The organism is Paeniglutamicibacter sp. MACA_103 (assembly GCF_045798555.1).
Classification (GTDB): domain Bacteria; phylum Actinomycetota; class Actinomycetes; order Actinomycetales; family Micrococcaceae; genus Paeniglutamicibacter.
The window spans coordinates 1-6,262 of the sequence record NZ_JBIXLN010000086.1 but is presented as its reverse complement, the minus strand read 5'-3'; the positions used below and the strand labels follow the sequence as shown (position 1 = coordinate 6,262).

General features: G+C 68.5%; 3 protein-coding genes. 1 reads left to right on the top strand and 2 read right to left on the bottom strand.

Features of this window, described 5'->3' with window-relative positions; translation table 11 throughout:
* Positions 1–130 precede the first annotated feature (130 nt).
* Both ACIPVK_RS21425 and ACIPVK_RS21420 read right to left on the bottom strand, forming a co-directional pair.
* Positions 131–3,040, bottom strand: coding sequence for a UPF0182 family protein (locus ACIPVK_RS21425; RefSeq protein WP_407614007.1), 2,910 nt, complete (start codon positions 3,038–3,040; stop codon positions 131–133).
* Positions 3,041–3,335: 295 nt separating this feature from the next.
* The gene (locus ACIPVK_RS21420) at positions 3,336–4,508 is read right to left on the bottom strand and encodes a PDZ domain-containing protein (protein ID WP_407614006.1); all 1,173 of its coding nucleotides are present in this window, start codon (positions 4,506–4,508) and stop codon (positions 3,336–3,338) included.
* A gap of 210 nt (positions 4,509–4,718) precedes the next feature.
* On the opposite strand from ACIPVK_RS21420, the gene ACIPVK_RS21415 reads away from it, so the two are divergent.
* Positions 4,719–6,197: a zinc-dependent metalloprotease gene (locus tag ACIPVK_RS21415; protein ID WP_407614005.1), complete on the top strand. Its 1,479-nt coding sequence runs from the start codon at positions 4,719–4,721 to the stop codon at positions 6,195–6,197.
* The last annotated feature ends 65 nt before the right edge of the window (positions 6,198–6,262 follow it).

Here is a 6,262-nt window from a genome sequence, read left to right as displayed (position 1 = left end):
CCCCCCCCCCCCCCCCCAAACAAACCCCCCCCCGCGCGGCCCCCACCAACCCCCCCCCCCGGCCGCCCCCCCCCCCCCCCCCCGGGCCCCCCCCCCCACACCGGGTTGCCCCCGCGCAGACTCCTTCGCCTTACGGCGCGGGGGTCTCCGAGGCGGGTGCTTCCGGAGCCGGAGCATCGGTGGGTGCCGCAGCACCCGTCAGTGCATCCTGCGCCTCGGTGGCGCGCTCGATTGCATCCTGCAGCTTGGCCTGTTCCTCGCCGTACTTGGCGAAGTCGCCCTCGGCCAGAGCCGCCTGGCCGGCGGTGATGGCCGCGCTGGCGTCGTTGAGGGCCGCGCTGAGCTGCTGCTCTGCAGTCTGGGTAGCCGGAGGCGTCCCGGGTTCCTCGCTCTCGCCGTTTTCACCGTTTTCACTGGTGACGGCGCCCGAGGTTCCCTGGAACACCTGGTCCAGGGCCTCGGCGAGCGTGTCGGCGAAGCCGACCCTGTCGCCGAAGGCCACCAGCACCTTGCGCAGCGTCGGGTACGAGGTCTGTCCCGAGGACTGCACGTAGACCGGCTGGACGTAGAGGATGCCGCCGCCAACCGGCAGCGAGAGCAGGTTGCCGTTCTTGACTTCCGAGGCGCCCTGGCGCAGAAGGTTCAACGCCTGGGACACCGTGGCGTTGGAGTCGAAGTTCTGCTGTGCCTGGCCGGGGCCGGGCACGGAGAGCTCGCGCGGGATGGCCAGCAGGCGCAGCTTGCCGTAGCCCTCCGCCTTCACGCCCGCCTCGGTGCCGGCATCGGCCTCCGCGGAGAGGAAGCCGAAGAGCACGTTGCGCTGCTGTCCGCCGGCGGCGGTCTGCGGGATGAACGTCGAGGTCAGCGAGAAGGCTTCCTTCTCCTGCTTCGGCATCTTCAGCGACAGGTAGTACGGGGGCTGCTTGATGCTCGCGTTGGACTGCGTCGGGTCCGAAGGCACCGACCAGGCGTCGTTGGCGTCGTAGAAGCCGCCCGGATCGGTCACGTGGTACGTGGCGAGCAGTTCGCGCTGCACCTTGAACAGGTCCTCGGGGTAGCGCACGTGGCTCATCAGCTCGGCGGACATGTCCTTGTAGGACTTGATGTTCGTCGGGAAGACCTTCTGCCAGGCCTGCAGCAGCGGTTCCTCCGGCTCCCACGCGTACAGCGTGACGGATCCGTCGTAGGCGTCGACCGTCGCCTTGACCGAGTTGCGGATGTAGTTGATCTGCCCGGTCTGGGCCACCGCACGCGTGCCGCCGGTCAGCGAGTCGGTGACCGCCGAGGCCAGCGCCTGCTGCTTGGAGTACGGGTAGTTCTTCGAGGTGGTGTACGCATCGACGATCCACTGCACGCGCCCGTCGACGATCGCCGGGTAGGCGTTCGAGTCGACGGTCAGGTACGGTGCGACCTTCTCCACGCGCTGCTTCGGGCTGCGGTCGTAGAGGATCTGCGACTCTTCGTTGATCGCATCCGAGAGCAACAGGTCCGTCGAGGCGAACTTCAGCGAGTACACCAGGCGGTTGAAGAAGTTGCCCACGGAAGGCCCGCCGTCGCCGTCGAAGGTGTTGCGGGTGTCCTGGCTGCCCGAGCCGGAGGCCGGGCGGTCAAGTTCGCGCGGTTCCCAGTCCTCGGGTCCGCCGACGATCGAGTAGTCCGGGGACATCTCGCCGAAGTAGATGCGCGGCTGGTAGGTCTCGTCGCTGGCCAGCACGCCCTGGGTCGGGATGCCGCTGAGCATGAAGTCGGGGCGCCCGCCGGCCGCCACGCGGTTGCCGAAGGCGGCGACCAGGCCGTAGCCGTGGGTGTAGGTGATGTGCTGGTTGACCCAGGAGTCGGTCGGGTCCACGTTCACTTCGCGCACGCCGATGACGGTGTCCTCGGTGACCCCGTCGATCTCGTACCGGTCCACGTTCAGGGTGGGGGTGAACTTGTAGTAGGTGCGGAACTGCTGCAGCTGGTCGAACGCGGCCGAGACCAGGTTCGGGTCCAGCAGGCGGATGTTCGTGGTGGTGGCGCTGTCCTTGGAAAGGGCGTTCTTCTGCGGGTTCAACTGGACGTCGTACGCGGTTTCCTCGACCGAGTCCAGGCCGTAGGCCTTGCGCGTCATGTCGATGTTCTTCTGGATGAAGTCGCGTTCCAGCGTCTTTTCCGAAGGGATGACCTGGTACTGCTGCACGATGAACGGGTAGATGCCCCCGGCGACGATGACGGTCACCAGCAGCATCGCGGTGCCGATGATCGGCAGGCGCCAGCGGCCCATGATGGCCGCGACGATGAAGGTCACCGCGACCAGCACGGCGGCAATGGCCAGGATGGTCTTGGTCGGGATCACCGCGTGCACGTCGGTGTACAGGGCGCCGGCCACGCGGCCGTTCTGCGAGAGCAGCGTGGAGTAGCGGTCAACCCAGAAGTTCACGGCCTGCAGAAGCAGGAAGCCCACGGCGAAGGCGGCGATGTGGATGCGGGCAGGCTTGCCGATGACGACGCCGCCGCGCTCCTCGATGCGGATCCCGCCGTAGAGGTAGTGGGTCAGCAGGCCGGCGATCCCGGCGATCAGCACGACCGAGATCAGGTACCCGGTGAGCAGGCCGATGAACGGCAGCGAGAACATGTAGAAGGACAGGTCCATGCCGAACTGCGGGTCGGTCTCGTTGAAGTCGACCTGGTTGAAGAAGAGCAGGACCTCCTGCCACTGCGAGGTCACGGCAGTGGCCGCGAAGACGCCGATGACCACCGGGACGCCGATCATCAGCAGGCGGCGCATCGGCTCGAGCTGCGACTGGTACTTGGACATGGCGTCCTGGCGCTGGCCGTCCGGGGCGTAGACCGGCCGCGAGCGGTAGGCCAGGCGCAGCGAGATCCAGGTCGCGAAGGCCATCAGCAGGAAGGCGACCGCGAAGATCGCTGCCTTGGACAGGTACTCGGTCCAGAACACGCGCTCGAAGCCGAGCTGGGTGTACCAGAGCACGTCCGCATAGATGCTGGAGACGAACACGAAAGCGGCAACCAGGATGCCGATCACGATGATGGTGGGCATCAGCGGGGACGGGCGTCGCTGGTGCCTCTGCGGGTCGGGACGTCCTTCGGGGCCCCGCGGGGGGCCTTCAAAGGGACTGCCAGTGCCAAAACTCAATTTTTACCTCACCGTTGGAACGTTCGGCGCGCGGGAAACACGCCTGAATTGTGTCTTTGTTCCCTATTCTGCCTTGCATCGGCTTCCGGCGAAGCACCCGAAAGGATGATGTCGCGGAAATGTGAGGCGATTGTGACACGGGGCCCAGCGTGTCGGAAGCGCGGGCCCGAATCGGCGGCGGTGAGGCGTCCGCGCCGGCTCAGCCGCAGGCAGGGAACGCGGCCGTGTCCGCGCCCGCGCCGATCCCCTCGACCGCGGCCCTCGCCTCGGCAAGCGTGGCGACCTTGATGACCTGAAGCCCGTCGGGGACCCGGCCGGCGACATCCGCGCAGTTCTCCGCCGGGGCCAGGAAGTACTCGGCACCCTGGTCCCTGGCGCCGACGAGCTTTTGGGCGATGCCCCCGATGGGCTCGACCTTTCCGTCGGCGGTGATGGCGCCGGTGCCGGCAAAGTGCTTGCCGCCAGTCATCTCCCCCTCGGTCAGCTGGTCCACGATCGCCAGGGCGAACATCATCCCGGCGCTGGGGCCGCCGACGTTTTCCAGCCCGAACTTCACCTCGACCGGGAAGTCGAAGCTGCCCGAGAGCAGGATCCCCAGCTGCCGCTGCCCCTGGGCACCTGCATCGGTGCTCACCGTGACGGTCATGGGCTTCCCGCCGCGGGTGATCCCCAGTTTGCTGGGCGTCTCCCCCGCCGCATCAAGCTGCTTCTTCAGGGTTTCCAGGTCGGTGATCTTCTGCCCGTTGATCGTCGCGAGCCGGTCCGAGGTCTTCAGCACCCCGGAGTTGAGCTCGGTGGCGAACCCGACCACGCCCAGGTGGCTGGAGAAGGGGATGCCCAGCTCGTGCAGGGCCGCGGCGGTGGAGAGCTGCTGCGAGTCGTCCATCATCAGGGTGTTTTGTTCGCTTTGCTCCGTCGTCGTGGTGCCGCGCGGAATCACCGTCTCCTCAGGGACCACGTCCTCGTCCGGGTTGATCCAGCCCCAGAGCACGCTGAAGAACGGCAGCCGTTGCTGGCCGCCGCCCTGGACGTAGACGGTGGTCATGTCGAGTTCCCCGGACGTGGGGTAGGTCTTGGTCCCGCGGATGTCCAGCAGCCGGGTGCCTTCGACGCTGCCGATGGTGTTCAGCGCGGGGCCCGCGGACTCGACCACGAAGTGGGTGGGCAGCAGCGTGGCAGCGGCGATGATCCCCATGGCGATCCAGCCGGCCCCGGCACGCTTGCGGTGCAGCCGCTCCCGGCCGGGGTCCGTCCCGGGCCAGCGGTGCGTCAGCGGCCGGTGGTCGGCGCCGTCCGTCGCCCGGTGTTCTCCCCGGTCCACGTCGGTGTGCCGGCCGTGCTCCGGCCCTGCTCCTTCATGCGCTGCTGGCACGACTCCCTCTTTCCTTGCTGGCGTTCACGCTCGCGGCACGCAGGCATTCGCCGTGCGCCGCGGCAGCCTCCAGCCTACAAGCCCGCACCGGGCCGGGTGTCTGCGGCACGGGGAGAGCCGGGCACCTTCACAGTGTTTTCCGATGTGCCCACAGCGAACTGTAACTCCAGATCATGGGCCGATCCCGCGGCCCGGGGGTACCGTTGAACCATGGCTGAAAATCCCCCATCAAACCGACCCGACGACTCCGGCAACGACGACGAGAACGCGAAGGACCCGTTCTCCGAGATGTTCGGCTCACTCTTTGGCGGCGCCGGCGGATTCGACCCCAAGAACCTTCCCGCGGGACTCGGCGAGGCCATGGGCCTGTCCGACAACCCCGAGGCCATGGCGCAGATGATGGCGCAGGCCCAGGCGATGATGGCCGCGATGTCCAAGGGCGACGGCGGCCCGGTGAACTGGAAGATGGCCACCGACGCGGCCCGCCAGGCCATTGCCGGCGACGACGCCTCGATCACCGCGAACCGTGCCTCGGCCGTGGCCAACGCCGCCCGGCTGGCCGAGATGTGGCTCGACGCCGCCACCGTGTTCGAGTCCGACGGCAGCGAGGCCCGCGCCTTCTCGCGCGCCGAATGGGTCGAAAAGACCATGCCGGTGTGGAAGTTGCTGACGACCCCCGTCGCACTGAGCGTCGGCAAGGCGATCACCAGCGCGCTGAGCGAGCAGATCCCCGAGCAGATGCGCCCGATGATGGGCGGGGCGCAGGGCATGCTCCAGTCCCTCGGCGGAACCATGTTCGGCATGCAGCTGGGCACCGCCGTCGGCGGCCTGGCCAAGGACGTGCTCGGGGCCACCGACATCGGGCTGCCGCTGGCCGGCACCGGGCCCGCCCTGGTGCCCGCCAACATCTCCGCCTTCGGCGAGGGCCTGGAGGTCCCCGAGCAGGAGATCCTGCTTTTTGCCGCGCTGCGCGAATGCGCCCACGCCCGCTTGTTCAACCGGGTGCCGTGGCTGCGCTCCTCGGTGATTTCCGCCGTCGAGGCCTACGCCCGCGGCATCCATATCGACATGTCGCGCATCGAGGAAGCGGTTCGGGACATCGACCCGAGCAACCCCGAGTCCTTCCAGTCGCTGATGGGCGAGGGCCTGTTCATGCCCAAGCGCACCGCCGCGCAGGAGTCCGCGCTGGCCAAGCTCGAGCTGGTGCTGGCACTGATCGAGGGCTGGGTCGACGAGGTCGTGGCCGCCGCCGCGGCGAACCTGCCCAGTGCCTCCGGGCTGCGCGAGACCATCCGCCGCCGGCGTGCTGCCGGAGGCCCGGCGGAGAACGCGTTCGCCTCGCTGGTGGGCCTCGAATTGCGTCCGCGGCGCCTGCGCGAGGCCGCTGCCCTTTGGGCGCACCTGCTGGAAGAACGCGGCATGGAGGGGCGCGACGCGATCTGGGCACACCCGGACCTGCTGCCCACCGACGAGGACCTTTTGGACCCGCAGGGCTTCACCCCGCGCCGCCAGCTGGCCGAGGCCGGCATGGATGACATCGACGCCGCGCTGAGCAAGCTGCTGGACGGCGGCTTCGACGAACCCGAGGCCGACGCCGCCGGGAACGACGAAGGCTCCGCGAAGCCGGAGAACCCGGCCGACACCGACGGCGGCAAGGACACCGATCCGCAGGGCCCGACGGACAAGTAGCCACCGGCAACCGTAGGGAGGGGGTGCCCCGCCAAATTTGGGGGGGCCCCCCCGGGCGTTTGCGC

What these genes read in the sequence shown, in the direction of transcription:
- ACIPVK_RS21425 (WP_407614007.1), bottom strand. Translation starts at nt 3,040, where the DNA reads ATGCCCACCATCATCGTGATCGGCATCCTGGTTGCCGCTTTCGTGTTC.
- ACIPVK_RS21415 (WP_407614005.1), top strand. Translation starts at nt 4,719, where the DNA reads ATGGCTGAAAATCCCCCATCAAACCGACCCGACGACTCCGGCAACGAC.